The sequence below is a fragment of the Brevibacillus sp. MER 51 genome, from assembly GCF_023714195.1.
GTDB lineage: Bacteria > Bacillota > Bacilli > Brevibacillales > Brevibacillaceae > Brevibacillus.
This window is the reverse complement of record NZ_JAMAUS010000006.1, coordinates 211500-226697: the sequence shown is the minus strand read 5'-3', so window position 1 is coordinate 226697 and position 15198 is coordinate 211500. Positions and strand designations below refer to the sequence as shown.

The following is a 15198-nucleotide window of genomic DNA, read 5'->3' as shown; positions in this document are numbered from 1 at the left end:
CCTCCTCTTTTATGTGCAGCTTTCATTTGGTGGTGTCTTCTCATAAACGGCGCGCGGTCCGCCAATCAGCTTGGGACGTGTGCGCGCTGCTGTAACATGTGCTTGTCCAACAAGACGCTGCTTCGGACGTACCGGTACTGCCACATGCTTCAGATGCATACCGATCAGCGTATGACCGATATCTATCCCTGCATGCGCGCGAATTTGCTCCACAACGGCTGCATCCGTGAACTGTGTAAACGCATGCGCAGCCATAGAGCCTCCAGCAGTCGGAACGGGAACAACCGAGACCTCTTCCAGTCCGTATCGCAATGCAACCTCGCGCTCGACGACCAGAGCCCTGTTCAAATGTTCACAACATTGAAAGGCCACAGCAAAGCCGCGCTTCTCTACAACAGACTGGATCCCGCGATACAGAGCCTTCGCTACATCTTGGCTGCCAGCTTTTCCAATATGCTCCCCGAGCACCTCGCTGGTACTGCACCCAATCACCATGAGTTGTCCTGCTGCAAGCTCTGCCAAATCGGCTACTTCCTCGACAATTTCACTGATTTGTTTTTCGATAGCGGATAAATCCACTTACTTCACTCCCGCATGCTTCGCTTCAATTTGGGAAATCTTTTCTACACGGCGCTCGTGGCGACCACCTTGAAACTCTGTTTCCAACCAAATTTTCACGATATCAAGCGCAAGACCCGGTCCAATAACTCGCTCACCCATCGCCAACACATTGGTGTTGTTATGCTCACGAGTAGCGCGTGCGGAAAACGTATCATGCACAAGTGCACAACGGATGCCTGGAACCTTGTTGGCTGCGATCGACATGCCGATACCTGTTCCGCAAACGAGAATGCCTCGATCAAATTCCCCCGCTGCCACCTTTTCCGCTACTGGCAAAGCATAATCGGGATAATCAACCGATTCCTCGCAGGTGCAGCCGAAGTCTTCCGTTTGGATGTTCATGGAGGCCAGCAGAGTCTTGATCTCCTCTTTTAGCTTGTATCCACCGTGATCAGCAGCAAGTGCTACTTTCATCTGTCATCCCTCGCTTGTCTCATAATCTTCGTCTAGTATACATCAAAAAACAATAAGTAAAAAGTGAACATTTTTATCAAGTCACTAAAAAATCGTTCGTACTCTCACAAAAAACAAGGTCCTGGCTATACACCAGCACCCTATTCGTCCACTGATTTACGAAGACCTGGGTCCTTGAGCATCAATGAAAGCCTTTCCAGTGACTCTTCGATTTCTTCGGCGCACCTGCGATAATCCATCAGTGATCCCCCATACGGATCAGCAATATCACTAAAACCTTCTATCCCCACGAACTCTTGTAGGGTATGCACCTTTTCAGCGGCTGAGGGGAAATACGTCAAGATCGCGCGCTTGTGACCGTGCGTCATCGTCAAAATGACATCAGACCATTCAATCAACCCATCATCTACCTTGCTGGCCTTATGATCGTGGGCAATTCCTCGCTCTTCTAATACTTGTTTGGCGTGCAAGGAGGCATCCTGACCAGCAAATGCCGCCACGCCGGCTGATCGTATTTCAAGCCCCTGCCCGTCTGTCTTCGCACGGAACATCGCTTCGGCCATTGGGCTTCGGCACGTATTTCCCGTACAGACGAAAAGTATCCGTTTCACGTATGGTTCCTCCTCTCCTGTTAATAAGCCCGGTTATATCATAAATTTTAACCCAAAACCAAACAAAATAAGTCCACCTATTAATTCGCTGTAATCCCCAAGCCACCCTCCCACACTCCTGCCTAACATTAAACCGAAGTAAGACATCGTGGCACCCATTACTCCAAACAGGGCAATGGCCAAAATTCTATTGACCTCGATCAAGCCGAACGAGAAACCGACGGTGAAAGCATCCAGGCTGACACTAAATGCGAAGAGCATAAGTCCGAACCCTTTTGTCTTCAACACACTTTTTTGATCCCCTTGAACGAAGCCATTCCATAGCATATGCAAGCCGATGATCATCAGGACCCCACCGCCAATAAACACGGCTATATCTCCAATCAAATCGGACAAGTACGCTCCAACGACAATCCCGATGATCGGCATCATAATGTGAAACAGTCCGATGGTGATACTTACTTTGATAATCTCTCGTAACCGAATCCCAACCATCCCTACGCCAATTCCCAACGAAAAGGCATCCATACTTAAGGCGAAAGCAATAATGAGCAACGTCAAAAATTGCCCCCATTGGAATAACACCTGATCCAAGCAGCTCCCCTCCCGTCTCTTCACCTTATGCGGACAAGGGGGAGTTTAGGACAGGTTTACACGGACAAGACGCGGCCTCCAGCAGCCTTTTCCAAGCGATTCATCACGGCCATGCCCAACCCGTTTCGCGGGAAAGTCTCGCCGACAATATACTGCACTTCCTGATCGTCGAATTCTCGCAGCACTGCATATAGCTGTTGGGCAACCGCTTCGAGATCCGCTTGTGATCCAACCACAAGAACGACATCTGCCGCCGCGTGGCTTTGCCAAAAGGGCGCTGTTTCTTCTGTTGCCAGCACACCCGTTTTTTGACCGTGCTGCTTAGCCTGTTGCAGCATGTCTTCCATTTTTGCCCGAACTTTTTCACTCTCTCCTGATACTAGCCACATTTCCCCTTCCGGAGCGTAATGCGTATATTTCATCCCCGGAGAGCGCGGTGCCTCGGCTGCTCCCACTTGAAAAGAAGGGTCGAGCTCCACATAGCCAATCACTGGTTCCATTTGCTCCCGTGTAATGCCGCCTGGGCGCAGAATCATCGGGGGGTCCTGCGTCACATCAATAACAGTAGATTCTACCCCAACACCTGTTGCCCCACCATCGACCACTCCTGCTACGCGTCCATTCAAGTCAGCCAATACATGAGCCGCAGTCGTTGGACTCGGACGTCCGGAGCGATTGGCGCTCGGAGCTGCAATCGGTACACCCGCTTCCTTGATCAAAGCCAAGGCAATCGGATGATCAGGCATGCGAACCCCGACTGAATCCAGCCCTGCCGTTACCAGCGACGCTACCTGATCGGTTTTTGGCAAAATGACCGTCAAGGGTCCAGGCCAAAACGCCTCCATCAGCTTTTTCCCTTTCTCTGGAACCTCACTTGCTACTGTGGACAACTGGTCCCACGCTCCAATATGTACAATCAGCGGATTATCGCTGGGTCTGCCTTTTGCTGTAAATATTTTTTCCACTGCTTCGTTTGATAATGCATTCGCTCCCAAGCCGTAAACCGTCTCCGTGGGAAACGCCACAACTGCCCCTTCTCGAAGAAAACGGGCTGCATCCACAATCTGTGCACAACTATACTGATTTTCCACATCGTTATCCACAGACCAGACTTTTGTCACAAAATTCATTTCCATCGTTAAAAAATCCTTTCTCTAGCTCGTTTCTTTGTAAGGAGTGCCTTAAGTATAGATGTGCACCAAAAAGTTTTCAACAGGCTGTGGGTAACCTGTGAATAACTTTTCTGAACAGCGTGGAAAAAAGAGCATTGTTACCTTTTTTTAACTTTATCCGTCATAGCCTTGTAGTAGAATGAACACGAAAACAAAACAATAACTTTCCCTTTATCGAAAGGACCGTGAATGAAATGTCATCTTTTAAATCTTTAGCTTCCAGCCTGCTTGGCACAGCTGTATTGTTAACAGCCGTTGCTGCTCCAGTATTTGCAGCACCCGCTTTACCCGCAACCTCCACAAAGCCTGCTGTGCAAGCACCAAAGCCACAAGCTAACGGTGTCGTGTTCACACCAAAAACCATTACGGTCGATACGAAAGAATTTCAAGGTAAAGTATCCATCCCAGTCATTAGCGGGATGAAGGATAAAGCTTTTGAAGCAAAACTGAACGCTACGCTGCTGAAAGAAGCACAAACAGGCCTGGCAGAAGGACAAAAAGCCGGCAAAGAAGATGCGGCAGAAGCGAAAAAGAACGGCTGGGAGCTACGCCCTCATGCACTCGACATCTCCTATGAGGTACACAATGCTGGCAAGCTCGTTTCTTTCTCCGTACAGACATACATTTATACAGGCGGAGCACATGGCATGACGGATGTTACGTATTACACTATCGATAATCAGGCCAAGGCAAAACAACTGAAGCTGGCTGACCTGTTCCAGCCTGGCTATGACTACCGTACTATTCTCAATCAAATCATTACACAACAAATCAAAGCAGAGACTCAGGCGGATGGCTTTAACCCTTATGATGCATTCGAGGGCATCAGAGAGGATCAAGGCTTCTCCTTTAAAGACGGCAACCTGGTGATCCACTTTGGTCAATATGAAATTGCCGCTTATGCAGCAGGAATGCCAGAGTTCACGATCCCTGCTCATCGTTACCAAAGTCTGTTGAAGCCTGAGATTCGTGAGGCTTTGTTCAAAAAGTAATAGTGGCAATTCAAAACGACACCTGCACGTGCGGCGGGTGTCGTTTTTTTATGTCCGGCTAGGAGAGCCAGCCCTCGATTTTTTCCCATAAGTAAAATCGCACTTCTACTTCAGGAGCAGAGGCCGTTACTTCTTCTTCTTTTTCTACCTCTTCGGTTTCTTCTACCTCTACTCTCGTTTGCTCGGCATCCACTTTATTTGTTTCGGATTTCAACCCTACTTCGTTCTCTTCCAGGGAGAAGACCGCTACTTCCTTTTCCTCGGATTCAGCTACTGTCTTTTGCTCAGATTGTTCCGGCTCTGGAGTTGGCTTGGCTTGTACAGCGTCGCCATTGGACATGTCAATAAAGCAGAGCGGCGGGAACAGGACACACCACCAGTTTTGACCTTTTGCCTCTCCAATTTGCACACGGACTGCTCGGTAATTACCCGCAGGATACACATAGGAGCCGTACAGCTTCGTTGGAAAAGGAACTTCACCGAAATCGACTACTGCTTTGTATGAAAAACCGCGTTCCTCGATCGTCTTGTCTACCACTTGTTGAAGGACAGGCAATTGTGATTGAATCACTTGCTCTGCTTCCGCCAAAGTCTCGATATCGTCCGCCCACGTATTCATTTGAGCGATAATCGCATCTCTGACTTCGCGCTTTAACCATTGATCTTGGACCGAATCGCTGTTCGCAATAATGCGCAAACGAACGGATTCTTGAGGGATCGGCCCATTATCCAACACATTGGCCGAAGTAAGCTGCCCCTCCCAGCTCATCATGAGCATAATCAGGCTAAATGCCATTAACAACATCCGTTTCATCGTTATCCGTCTCCCTCTCTACTGATCTTCTCTCTTTAGCAATCAGTATGGACGGATTCACACGATTTCAAACATTCATTCCTATGTAAAAAAGGCGAGACGAGCCAGTGCTATCGTCTCACTCCGATAACAACCCGCTCGATCCCCGCCAAGTCTGGAACAATCTCTACCTCATTCATGACGCCGGATGCCCTCATCAATGCCGCTACATCCCCAGCCTGATAAATGCCTACCTCAAACGCTACGACCGCTCTTTCTTTCAATAGATTCGGCAGCGCGTTACACAGGCGACGATAGCAATCCAGACCATCTTCGCCGCCATCCAAAGCCAAGCGAGGCTCATGTACGCGCACCTCATCGTCCAGCTCCTCGACATCGCGACTCGGGATATAAGGTGGATTGGATACGAGGATGTCTACCTTTTCGCCAGCTTCCAAAAGCGGCTGCACCAAATCCCCTTGTAGAAAGCGGACATCCGCACCAAGATGACTTGCATTTTCCCGAGCAATTGCCGTTGCCTCAGGAGACAGGTCCACCGTAGTTACACGCCATTGCGGTTTTTCTAGCGCTAGCGTAATACAGATGGCTCCACTCCCTGTGCCGATATCCACCACCGCTAGCTCTTCGCTCTCAGGCCAGAGCTTTGTAGCGGCAGCCAGCACTTGCTCCACCAGTATTTCCGTTTCCGGCCTTGGGATCAGCACCCCTGGTCGCACCGTAAAAGGACGCCCGTAAAACTCCTGTTCGCCAAACATGTATTGCAATGGCTCGTTATTCGCCCTGCGCACGCACAGTCCGTCCAGCTTCACTAATGTTTCTGCATCGATTGAATCCGCCATGGACATTAAAAAGCGCGTCCGATCCCAGTCGAGACAATGACGAATCATTAGCTCCGCTTCGAACAAAGGATCCTTTGTCCCTTTTTCCCGCAAAAAGGAAGAAGCCCGTAATAGGGCTTCTCGAATCGTCGTGACATCAGACCAATCAAGCTGAGTGTGCATGGCTTTTCAGAAGCTCCGTTTGTTCATGCAGGATCAGGTTGTCGATCACTTCATCCAATTCGCCTTCCAATACCGATTCCAATCGGTGCAGGGTAAGACCGATGCGGTGGTCGGTCACGCGGCTTTGTGGATAGTTGTACGTGCGGATGCGCTCGCTTCGGTCACCAGTACCCACCAAGCTTTTGCGCGTAGCATCTGCTTCCGCATTTTGTTGTTGCATATAGAAATCATACAGACGAGCGCGCAATACACGCAGCGCTTTGTCTTTGTTGGAATGCTGGGATTTCTCGTCCTGACAAGAAACCATGATCCCTGTAGGAATATGCGTTACGCGCACCGCAGACTTGGTCGTATTAACGCTCTGACCGCCCGCACCACTGGAGCAGAACGTATCGATGCGGATATCTTTTTCGTGTACTTCCACTTCCACGTCTTCTGCTTCTGGCAGAACCAGTACGGTCGCAGTGGAAGTATGGATGCGTCCGCCGGACTCAGTAGCCGGGATACGTTGCACACGATGGGCGCCGCTTTCGAATTTCATTTTGCTGTAGGCACCGCGACCAGACAGCGAGAAGACAATTTCCTTGTATCCGCCGATATCGGTTGGGCTTGCCTCCAGCACTTCAATTTTAAAAGCGTTGCGCTCAGCAAAACGTGTGTACATACGGAACAGTACCGCTGCAAATAGTGCAGCTTCATCGCCACCCGCAGCACCACGGATTTCTACAATCACGTTTTTCTCATCGTTCGGGTCTTTTGGAAGCAACAGGATCTTCAAGCGATCTTCCAGTTGTTCCTTGCGTGCTGACAATTCGTTGAGTTCGAGCTTGACCATCTCACGCATCTCGTCATCCAGCTTCTCTTCCAGCATCGCTTTGGCGTCATCGATTTGACTCACCACTGATTTATATTCACGGTATGTCGTTACCGTCTCTTCCAACGAAGATTGTTCCTTGGACAGTTCACGCAAGCGTTTTGTATCACTAATGACGTCGGGGTCACATAGGAGGTTGGTTACTTCTTCAAAACGCTCTTCGACTGCAGATAAGCGTGTAAACATTTTTATTTCACCCCATCGCAAAGAATAATAGCCTTTTGGCGCAGGCGAAGCCTTGGTAGCATGTATGTTAGATATGAATTGCGATAAAATGCTATCTACCATAAAAACGGTTATAACAGATAAATTATAGGAGGAATGGCGCAAGAAGTCAAAGTGCATTATAACTGGAAATGTTTTACCGATGCCAAACAGGCCCGGCGATGCCGAGCCTTGCTACATACGTCCTGCTCACCTGTCAGCGATGGTAACCGTCATGCGAGGTTAAGTGAAAATCGTAACGCGGGAGTCTTTCCTGAAGAAGCGAAATCACCTGCTGTTCGATGGTTCGCGCCTGATTCGCAGTGATGTTATGCACAAGGTCAAGAGTAACATATGCATTGGCATCGCTGAGTGTGATGCGAGCGTTTTCCACACCTTTTACCGACATGGCCATTCTTTCCATATTGGTCACGTCGACTTGGGTATTACGTGAGTTCCAGTGGCCGATAACCATATTCGGATTCTGATTGCGCCCCATTAACGGGTCACGATCCGCAGGAACAGGCGCACGGCCTTGAAGTGTATTGCCGCTTTGATCCCCTCTGATCTTCATATTGTGCTGGGTATTCCTCGTATCCGTACTATAGCCCTGTTGCTTAGCCGTATTTCCCCCGCATCCGACAGTGAGGACAGTCGTAAGTACAACCAAGCCCAGAACGACACGCGGGCTGCGCAAAAGCCAATTTGGCTGTGTCCACATGAAAAAGCCACCTCCTGTTTTGCTTAGTCTGCGCATCGCCTTTTGGGCTCATGCACGGGACAAACAGGGGGTGGCTTATGCTTTCTTTATTCGGCAACTGGAGGGGTATAGTAATGCTTGCGACAGACGCTGCTGTATGTATCATTTCCAGCAATTTCAATCGTCTCCCCAGAGTAGACGGGTTGTCCATTTTTGAACTTGAGAATATGTGTCGCCTTTTTATTGCAGTACACACAAACTGTTTTAATTTCTTCTACTTTGTCTGCCTCGCATAAAAGGGCGGCGCTGCCAGGGAAGAGCTCATTCTTGAAGTTTTTCAACAAGCCATAGACGATTACGGGGATTCCCAGCTTATCTACGATCCTGACGAGCTGATCTACATGGTGGCGGCTGATGAACTGAGCCTCGTCAACCAACACGCAATGCGGCTTGACTGATTCTGCCTCTACGATTTGGTACAAATCGGTCTCTTCGCTTATCGGAATCGCTTCTCGGCTAATCCCAACACGCGAAGCCACTTTTCCCACGCCATAGCGATCATCAACTGCTGGAGTAAACACTACTACTTTTTTCCCCGATTGCTCGTAGTTGTGGGCAACGGTCAATAATTGAATGGATTTGGAAGCATTCATCGCTCCATACCGAAAATATAGTTGTGCCACGTCTCTGTCTCCCTTTGCCTAAAAATCGTTACTCAGTCTTTGCATGGCGGTCTTTTGCCTCCTGAAACAAGGCCATGGCCAGCTTTCTTCTTTGTGCATGGTCCACACAAGGAAGCGGGTAGTCGAAGCCAATCCTGCAGCCTGCTTGCTCTTGGATATGCTCCGGCATGTCCCATGGTTTATGAATATATTGTAGAGGTACTTCACGCAATACGGGAAGATATTTTTTGACGAAAACACCGTCAGGATCAAACTTTTCCCCTTGCGTGACAGGATTAAAAATCCGAAAATACGGTTGCGCGTCGGTACCAGTCGAAGCACTCCATTGCCAGCCCCCGATGTTTGCCGCTTCATCGAAATCGATCAACTGCTGTGCGAAATAGGCCATTCCCCACCGCCAATCCACAAGCAAATCCTTTGTCAAAAAAGAAGCCGAAATCATCCGCAGCCGATTGTGCATCCATCCCGTTTCATTCAACTGCTTCATGGCAGCATCCACAATCGGGTAACCTGTCTCCCCTTGACACCAGCGAGCAAACAAATCCTTCCTGTTTTCCCAAGCGACCTCTTCAAATTGCGGCAGGTAAGCATGGGCAGTCGTGTGCGGATGGAAAAAAAGCACCTGCTGATAAAATTCTCTCCAAATGAGTTCCGTCAGAAAAGTTTCGATCGAGGTAACCTGCTCACCCCGCGCATCGGAAAGCACTTCCTGTACGCTATGATACACCGTCCGTATAGACAAAGTACCTGCATTTAGGGCAAAAGACAGCCGGGAGGTCGCATTCACCCCTGGCATGTCACGTTGTTCTTTATACGTATAAATGTCACCATCTAAAAATTGCTGCAATCGTTGACGTGCGGCTCGCTCCCCGAACTGCTTCATTTCCCACTCAATGCCAAAGGGTCGGTTGCGTCCGAAATCTTCCACAGTAGGAACAGGCTCACTCGGCAACTCCTTCAACCGATCAAATAGATTCCAGCTCGTCGGTTGAGGGAATGGACGGTCTTTGGGCAACGTCTGCCAAACGCGGCGATAAGGCGTAAAAACCGCATATGGTGTACGCTGCTTTGTCATAATTTCCCCCGGCTCATGCAAAACCAAATCCTTGCATGCATGCACAAATACGCCCTGACTACTCAAGACTTCTGACACGAGCTCGTCTCGCTTGCGAGCGTCTAGCGTATAATCCCGATTGAAAAACAGCTTATTTGCACTCGTCTCTTCGGCTAATTGGCTAAGCACTTGCTGTGGTTCGCCGTGGCGAATCAAGAGACGACCTCCCAGTTGAACCAAAGCGTCGTCGAGTGCAGCTATCGCGGAAAAATGCGCATGAAGTCGCTTATCCCCTACAGCCTCAGTAAGACAGTGCGAATCCTCCACTATATAAACAGGAACAATCGGATCACCAGTGAGCATGGCTGCGTGCAGAGCAGCATGGTCGTGCAAGCGCAGATCCCGACGGAACCAGACTATGGCAGTCATCGCTTGTCCTCCCCCAAAAAATCAGTGCCAGAAAAAGACAAAACCAGGCAGATTGCTCTACCTGGTTGTTCCCATACATTCTGATTAGGACAGATTGTATTTGCGTTTGAAACGGTCTACACGGCCGCCTGCATCAACGAATTTTTGTTTTCCTGTGAAGAAAGGATGGCAGTTGGAGCAAATCTCCACTTTCAACGCTTGTTTCACGGAACCGGATTCAAATTCGTTACCGCATGCGCAGCTAACTGTTACTACGTTGTACTTAGGATGAATGTCTTGTTTCATCTCTTCTACACCTCTTTCCGCCCTGAATCGTTTGCCGAAACAGAGTTATATAAACACATATCAGATAGTAGCATGAAACACTGTTGAAATGCAACTGGTTGGCCGATTACGCCATGTTTTTCCTGCGCTGGAGCTGATCCGGAGGAATATGTGTAAACGAACCGATAACGACATCTGGCAGCTCCTGCTGATAAATTTCGATAGCTTGCTTCATGCCGAATACTTCGCCTTGCGCTTTTGGAATCATCGCCAAGTAGCTCTCTGGATCGATATTCAGATTTCGCAACTGGATCAGCTTAATGCCTGTTCTGCGGATGAACTCGATCATCGCTTCCATTTCCTCTTCACGGTCAAACACACCAGGGAAGCACAAGTAGTTAATGGACGTATACACACCCTTGGATGCCGCGTACTCAGCAGAACGTGCTACATTTTCCAATGTGTAGTTGCGCGGGCGGTAGTATGCATGATAGTGTTCGTCAATCGCACTGATAATACTCACACGCATCAGATCAAGCCCGGCGTCGACAATGCCTTTGATATGATCCGTCAAGCCTGCATTCGTATTGATGTTGATAAAGCCCATATCTGTCGTTTCCCGTACGCGACGCATAGCAGGAACAATGATCGAAGCCATCGTAGAAGGCTCACCCTCACAGCCTTGTCCAAAGCTGATGATGCTCTCCGGTGTCTTCAAGTGGTGTAGCATGACTTCCACCAGCTCGTCCTCTGTCGGTTTGAAGTTCATCCGCGTCTGTGGAGAAGGGAACCCACTGTCATCTGGTTGCTCGGAAATACAGCCGTAACAACCCGCATTACAGGTATAGGAAACAGGCAAGCTGCCTTCCCAGCGGTTGAAAAAGTTATTGGAGGCCGTCAAGCATTCGTACTCCAACGCACAGTGGGACAAGTGGTTCAAAATGCGGTTTTGCGGAAACGTCTCCAACGTCTTTGCCACTCGCTGGCGCAGTTCATCCATCGGGAAGTTCAACGGGTCCCATTTGTAAATATCGTCACTCGCGCGCCCCGTTACCCAAAAACGGTTATCCTTCCAGACGACTGCGGAGTAACCAAACAAAGGCAGCTTGCTTTCCTTGTTCGTTTTCACGTAGCCTGGCAGCAAGAGCCTTGTAATGCCTTGTGGCACAAGTGCACCTACTGCTGTACAGCCATCCAACTTGACCATTTCACCTGTGTCGGGGTCCATTCCGATCGGCTCGGTGTCTGGCAAACTGACCAACGTCGATCCTTCCGGGAGCGGGATCAGTTCTTCTTCCAGAATTTCTGTCAATATATCTCCGTTACGAGCCACTGCAAAAAGACCTGGGTGGTCGTATACATTGCCTTTTTCATCTGCGTAAACTAAATACATAGGAAAATCGCCTCGCTTCTTTGCTTTGCCCATTGTATCGCATTGAAAAAGCAATGTAAATTGTATAGGGTTACCTGCCAAGATAGGGAAGTGGATTGATCGGCACATCATCCTGCCGCACTTCAAAGTGCAAATGATAGCCCGTAGAATTACCCGTTTGACCCATGTATCCCAATATCTCACCCGCTTCTACGGTTTGACCAGGTGACACCAACAACAGACGCATATGGGCATAAAAGGTTTGCAAGCCATCTCCGTGATCAATCACGACCATCCGCCCATACCCAGACCGATTGGCGCCAGCCTCCACAACAACTCCTGCCCTTGCTGCCAAAATTGGGGTCTTTGATTCATGTTCATTCCACAAATCCACACCCTTGTGTGTTTTTCCCCAACGTGCTCCAAATCCGCTTGTAATCGTTGCTTCTTTGACAGGCCAACTTAGACCGCCGCGAATCCTCGTGATGACCTGCCGACTTGCTGCATGAACGGCACTTCGCTTCTGCTCCGGGTCGTTGCCCAACATCGGATTGCCTTTTGCGATAGGGACATACACGACCTGTCCTACATACAGGTTGTCCGACAGCCATTTTAGCAGCGGGTTTCGTTCGATTAACGATTCCCGACTCACACCGTACCGCCTTGCTATGTAATCCAGTGTTTCTCCTTTTTTCACCATATGTCCGACTTCATCACGCTTGATGATCAGCTTCATGCCCACGCTTACCAGATGGGGATTCGTAATGCTATTCGCTTCTACCAGGTTTTTTAGAGAAAGGCCGTATCGCTGGGCAATACCAGATAGCGTATCTCCTTGCCGAACAGCGTACACCACTGAATTTCCTTTCGTTGCTGGTGCAGGTGAAGTCAGACTGGCATAGGGATTAAACGCTTGAAATAGCGCTTGCTCCACGACTGCTTGTTTCGCTTCCATCTGTGACTCCACCGGAGCGCTAACTTGCACGTACTCCACTAAGCATCTCCTCCTTCTTTTCCAGCTCCCTTCCTAACGGTATGCCAACGCCACAAAAAAAATGACGGTGAGTCATCATGAACTCACCGTCGTGCTAGCTGCTTTCCCTCTTCCCTGTTGCTTAGACTCAAGGGTTTGCAAAAATTCTTCGTTTGTTTTTGTATCTGCCAACTTTTTAATAAAGGAGTCGACAAACTCATTTGTTTCATTCATGTTTTTCCGGATCATCCACAGCTTATCCAGCTCTTCTTTGGTGAGCAGAAGCTCTTCGCGGCGCGTACCCGAACGGCGGATATCGATCGCCGGGAAAATCCTGCGCTCCGCCAGCTTGCGATCCAAATGAAGCTCCATGTTTCCGGTTCCTTTGAACTCCTCGTAAATCACATCGTCCATACGGGAGCCGGTCTCAACCAAAGCAGTCGCCAAAATGGTCAAGCTGCCGCCTTCTTCAATATTGCGCGCTGAACCAAAAAAGCGCTTCGGACGATGGAAGGCTGCCGGATCAATACCACCGGACAACGTTCGACCACTTGGAGGAATAACCAAGTTGTAAGCACGAGCGAGACGTGTAATGGAATCCAGCAGGATCACCACGTCTTTTTTGTGCTCAACCAGTCGCTTTGCACGCTCCAAGACAAGCTCAGCAACTTTGATGTGATTCTCAGGCAACTCGTCAAAAGTCGAGGCAACTACCTCTCCTTTGACAGATCGCTGCATATCCGTCACCTCTTCCGGGCGCTCATCAATGAGCAAGACAAACAAGTGGATATCCGGGCGGCTTTCGGTAATGCTGTTGGCAATTTCTTTGATCAGCATGGTTTTCCCCGCTTTTGGCGGAGCCACAATCAATCCACGCTGACCCAGTCCAACAGGAGAGAGAAGATCCATCAGGCGAGTGGAAACACGTGTAGGGGCTGTCTCCAGTACGAGCTTGGTTTGAGGATACAACGGTGTCAAAGCGGGGAAATGAAGACGCTCTGCGGCTGTCTCAGGGTCTTCTCCGTTCACTGCCTCTACTTGAAGGAGCCCAAAATAACGTTCATTCTCCTTCGGTGGTCTTGCTTTTCCTGATACCACATCCCCCATCCGCAGATCAAAACGGCGAATCTGCGACTGGGAAATGTAGATATCTTCTGAGCTGGGGAGATAGTTAATGGGGCGGAGGAAGCCGTATCCCTCCGGCAATATTTCGAGAACCCCCTCCATAAACATGAGACCATCCCGCTCCGCTCGTGCCCGAAGAATCGCGAAAATCAATTCCTTCTTCTTCAGCTGGGAGTAGTACGGAATATGGTATTCCTTGGCCAACTTATAGAGGTCGGTCAGCTTCTTTTCTTCTAGTTCAGAAAGTAACATACATCCACCACTCTTTATTTACTCTTGAAAAAACCTAGCTCAACAAATAGATGCGAAAATGATTTTCTTACAAACCTTTCATCGGCTTGCGTTCCAAGCGGTGGTTCCCTTCAATGAAACGTACCGTTCCGGTTTTTGCACGCATAACAACGGAATTGGTCGTCGCACGAGTTCCCTGGAAGCGAACCCCTTTGAGCAACTCGCCATCCGTTACACCTGTCGCTGCAAAAATAGCGTCATCACCTTTGACCAAATCATCCATGAACAGTACTTGATGAGGGTTCGTCAATCCCATTTTGACACAGCGTTTAATCTCATCTTCATTTTGTGGCAAGAGCTTGCCCTGAATTTCTCCCCCGAGGCATTTCAAGGCAACTGCTGCCAGAACACCTTCAGGAGCTCCTCCAGAACCGAACAAAATGTCTACACCTGTATCCGGGAAAGCGGTATTGATCGCAGCCGCTACGTCTCCGTCAGAGATGAGGCGAATACGCGCCCCTGCCTCACGAATCTCGTGGATCACCTTGGAGTGGCGATCACGGTCAAGTACAATAGCGACCAAATCGCTGATATCTTTCCCTTGTGCCTGTGCTACCGCCTTCAGGTTATCGCGAACCGGTGCGTTGATATCGACCTTGCCGACTGCTTTAGGCCCTACTGCCATTTTCTCCATATACATGTCAGGAGCATGCAACAAATTTCCGCGGTCTGCGATAGCAATGACCGAAATCGCTCCCCACGTACCTTTTGCAAGGATATTTGTTCCCTCCAAAGGGTCTACAGCCACATCGACTGCTGGAGCCACTCCCTGGCCCAGACGCTCACCGATGTAAAGCATTGGCGCTTCGTCCATTTCGCCCTCGCCAATTACTACGACGCCATCCATCGGCACTTTCATAAATTCATTGCGCATTGCGGTCGTTGCCGCATCATCAGCCTCATCTTTTTTTCCGAGACCCATCCAACTGGCAGAAGCCAAAGCAGCGGCTTCAGTCACACGTACCAATTCAAGTGTTAAACTGCGTTCCATTCTGGAAGACTCCTCTCCT

Annotated in this window: 17 protein-coding genes; 1 reads left to right on the top strand and 16 read right to left on the bottom strand. The window is 49.3% G+C overall.

Annotation, left to right across the window (positions count from 1 at the left end; genetic code table 11):
* Positions 1 to 9: 9 nt before the first annotated feature.
* The 5 genes from M3630_RS15135 to M3630_RS15115 all read right to left on the bottom strand — a co-directional run bounded on the left by M3630_RS15135 (position 10) and on the right by M3630_RS15115 (position 3376).
* Positions 10 to 579 (bottom strand): TIGR01440 family protein, encoded by a 570-nt coding sequence (locus tag M3630_RS15135; RefSeq protein ID WP_251252621.1) that lies wholly within the window; start codon positions 577 to 579, stop codon positions 10 to 12.
* Positions 580 to 1035 carry a ribose 5-phosphate isomerase B gene (gene rpiB, locus M3630_RS15130; protein ID WP_007725502.1) on the bottom strand — a complete coding sequence of 152 codons (456 nt, stop codon included), beginning with the start codon at positions 1033 to 1035 and terminating at the stop codon, positions 580 to 582.
* A 140-nt stretch (positions 1036 to 1175) separates the two neighbouring features.
* Positions 1176 to 1646 carry a low molecular weight protein arginine phosphatase gene (locus tag M3630_RS15125; protein WP_088909763.1) on the bottom strand — a complete coding sequence of 157 codons (471 nt, stop codon included), beginning with the start codon at positions 1644 to 1646 and terminating at the stop codon, positions 1176 to 1178.
* A 33-nt stretch (positions 1647 to 1679) separates the two neighbouring features.
* Positions 1680 to 2240: a manganese efflux pump MntP gene (locus tag M3630_RS15120; protein ID WP_173610456.1), complete on the bottom strand. Its 561-nt coding sequence runs from the start codon at positions 2238 to 2240 to the stop codon at positions 1680 to 1682.
* Positions 2241 to 2296: 56 nt separating this feature from the next.
* The gene (locus M3630_RS15115) at positions 2297 to 3376 is read right to left on the bottom strand and encodes an L-threonylcarbamoyladenylate synthase (RefSeq protein WP_251252620.1); all 1080 of its coding nucleotides are present in this window, start codon (positions 3374 to 3376) and stop codon (positions 2297 to 2299) included.
* Between the two features lie 230 nt (positions 3377 to 3606).
* Between M3630_RS15115 and M3630_RS15110 the strand changes: the two genes are divergently transcribed.
* The gene (locus M3630_RS15110) at positions 3607 to 4404 is read left to right on the top strand and encodes a DUF3298 and DUF4163 domain-containing protein (RefSeq protein ID WP_251252619.1); all 798 of its coding nucleotides are present in this window, start codon (positions 3607 to 3609) and stop codon (positions 4402 to 4404) included.
* 58 nt (positions 4405 to 4462) lie between these two features.
* On the opposite strand, the gene spoIIR is transcribed toward M3630_RS15110, so the two are convergent.
* From spoIIR to glpX, 11 genes are all read right to left on the bottom strand, one after another.
* A complete protein-coding gene (gene spoIIR, locus M3630_RS15105; protein ID WP_251252618.1) occupies positions 4463 to 5218 on the bottom strand; it encodes a stage II sporulation protein R in 756 nt (251 codons plus the stop codon).
* A gap of 110 nt (positions 5219 to 5328) precedes the next feature.
* Positions 5329 to 6219, bottom strand: coding sequence for a peptide chain release factor N(5)-glutamine methyltransferase (gene prmC / locus M3630_RS15100; protein ID WP_251252617.1), 891 nt, complete (start codon positions 6217 to 6219; stop codon positions 5329 to 5331).
* Positions 6203 to 7279: a peptide chain release factor 1 gene (prfA, locus tag M3630_RS15095; protein ID WP_047069834.1), complete on the bottom strand. Its 1077-nt coding sequence runs from the start codon at positions 7277 to 7279 to the stop codon at positions 6203 to 6205. The genes prmC and prfA overlap by 17 nt, the downstream gene beginning before the upstream one ends.
* Positions 7280 to 7514: 235 nt before the next feature.
* On the bottom strand, positions 7515 to 8018 hold the full coding sequence (locus M3630_RS15090; RefSeq protein WP_173610451.1) for a sporulation protein: 504 nt from the start codon (positions 8016 to 8018) through the stop codon (positions 7515 to 7517).
* Positions 8019 to 8104: 86 nt separating this feature from the next.
* On the bottom strand, positions 8105 to 8680 hold the full coding sequence (locus M3630_RS15085; RefSeq protein ID WP_007725515.1) for a thymidine kinase: 576 nt from the start codon (positions 8678 to 8680) through the stop codon (positions 8105 to 8107).
* A gap of 28 nt (positions 8681 to 8708) precedes the next feature.
* On the bottom strand, positions 8709 to 10163 hold the full coding sequence (locus M3630_RS15080) for a cryptochrome/photolyase family protein (protein WP_251252616.1): 1455 nt from the start codon (positions 10161 to 10163) through the stop codon (positions 8709 to 8711).
* Between the two features lie 84 nt (positions 10164 to 10247).
* On the bottom strand, positions 10248 to 10448 hold the full coding sequence (gene rpmE / locus M3630_RS15075; RefSeq protein WP_047069837.1) for a 50S ribosomal protein L31: 201 nt from the start codon (positions 10446 to 10448) through the stop codon (positions 10248 to 10250).
* Positions 10449 to 10554: 106 nt separating this feature from the next.
* Entirely contained in the window at positions 10555 to 11820 is a 1266-nt protein-coding gene (locus M3630_RS15070; protein ID WP_173610449.1) for a radical SAM family protein, read from the bottom strand.
* A 70-nt stretch (positions 11821 to 11890) separates the two neighbouring features.
* The gene (locus M3630_RS15065) at positions 11891 to 12793 is read right to left on the bottom strand and encodes a peptidoglycan DD-metalloendopeptidase family protein (RefSeq protein ID WP_251252615.1); all 903 of its coding nucleotides are present in this window, start codon (positions 12791 to 12793) and stop codon (positions 11891 to 11893) included.
* 75 nt (positions 12794 to 12868) lie between these two features.
* Entirely contained in the window at positions 12869 to 14149 is a 1281-nt protein-coding gene (gene rho, locus M3630_RS15060; RefSeq protein ID WP_237899542.1) for a transcription termination factor Rho, read from the bottom strand.
* 67 nt (positions 14150 to 14216) lie between these two features.
* Positions 14217 to 15179 (bottom strand): class II fructose-bisphosphatase, encoded by a 963-nt coding sequence (gene glpX, locus M3630_RS15055; RefSeq protein ID WP_173610446.1) that lies wholly within the window; start codon positions 15177 to 15179, stop codon positions 14217 to 14219.
* Positions 15180 to 15198: the final 19 nt, after the last annotated feature.

Excerpts from the sequence above, each read along its gene's own strand:
- M3630_RS15090 (WP_173610451.1), bottom strand. The coding sequence starts at position 8,018 with ATGTGGACACAGCCAAATTGGCTTTTGCGCAGCCCGCGTGTCGTTCTG.
- rpmE (WP_047069837.1), bottom strand. The coding sequence starts at position 10,448 with ATGAAACAAGACATTCATCCTAAGTACAACGTAGTAACAGTTAGCTGC.
- M3630_RS15070 (WP_173610449.1), bottom strand. The coding sequence starts at position 11,820 with ATGTATTTAGTTTACGCAGATGAAAAAGGCAATGTATACGACCACCCA.
- prfA (WP_047069834.1), bottom strand. The coding sequence starts at position 7,279 with ATGTTTACACGCTTATCTGCAGTCGAAGAGCGTTTTGAAGAAGTAACC.
- rho (WP_237899542.1), bottom strand. The coding sequence starts at position 14,149 with ATGTTACTTTCTGAACTAGAAGAAAAGAAGCTGACCGACCTCTATAAG.
- M3630_RS15080 (WP_251252616.1), bottom strand. The coding sequence starts at position 10,163 with ATGACTGCCATAGTCTGGTTCCGTCGGGATCTGCGCTTGCACGACCAT.
- glpX (WP_173610446.1), bottom strand. The coding sequence starts at position 15,179 with ATGGAACGCAGTTTAACACTTGAATTGGTACGTGTGACTGAAGCCGCT.
- spoIIR (WP_251252618.1), bottom strand. The coding sequence starts at position 5,218 with ATGAAACGGATGTTGTTAATGGCATTTAGCCTGATTATGCTCATGATG.
- M3630_RS15110 (WP_251252619.1), top strand. The coding sequence starts at position 3,607 with ATGTCATCTTTTAAATCTTTAGCTTCCAGCCTGCTTGGCACAGCTGTA.
- rpiB (WP_007725502.1), bottom strand. The coding sequence starts at position 1,035 with ATGAAAGTAGCACTTGCTGCTGATCACGGTGGATACAAGCTAAAAGAG.
- M3630_RS15115 (WP_251252620.1), bottom strand. The coding sequence starts at position 3,376 with ATGGAAATGAATTTTGTGACAAAAGTCTGGTCTGTGGATAACGATGTG.
- prmC (WP_251252617.1), bottom strand. The coding sequence starts at position 6,219 with ATGCACACTCAGCTTGATTGGTCTGATGTCACGACGATTCGAGAAGCC.